At 62.6% G+C, this 406-nt stretch carries 1 pseudogene; it reads right to left on the reverse strand.

The window, feature by feature from the left end:
- Positions 1-143: 143 nt before the first annotated feature.
- Positions 144-406, reverse strand: a pseudogene (locus I6F21_RS38250) (DUF4158 domain-containing protein); the annotation flags it as partial.

Genomic DNA, 406 nt, shown 5'->3' on the forward strand with positions numbered 1-406 from the left:
TCCCAATTGCACGCCAGCGTCATAGATGGGGTCACCCTGGGCAGCAGAGCCAAACCGCGCCAGTGCTGCCACCGCACTGGCGTGACCACTCATGACCGAAGCCGCCAGATGCACCGGGCTGTCCCAATGCTTTTCGATCAGGGCATCCACCGAAAACCAAGGGCCGTGCACGCTACTTGCTGGTGATCGAACAGTGTCTTCTCCCGCCCGTACAGCGTGCGCAGCGAAGCCACATCAGGGGTGGCAATGCCAAGTTCCTCGCTCAAGTGGCGCCACAGGGCGACGGGAACCACCCGAAAGGCATACAGCAGGCGGCCACTCATGCGCAAAAACCCGATATGCAGCGCCAGACCGAGCTTGTGGGCGTCACCCCGGCGCGCATTGATTGCCTCGCGCTCTGCACCAT

The organism is Bradyrhizobium sp. NBAIM03, assembly GCF_020194055.1.
Classification (GTDB): Bacteria; Pseudomonadota; Alphaproteobacteria; order Rhizobiales; family Xanthobacteraceae; genus Bradyrhizobium; species Bradyrhizobium yuanmingense.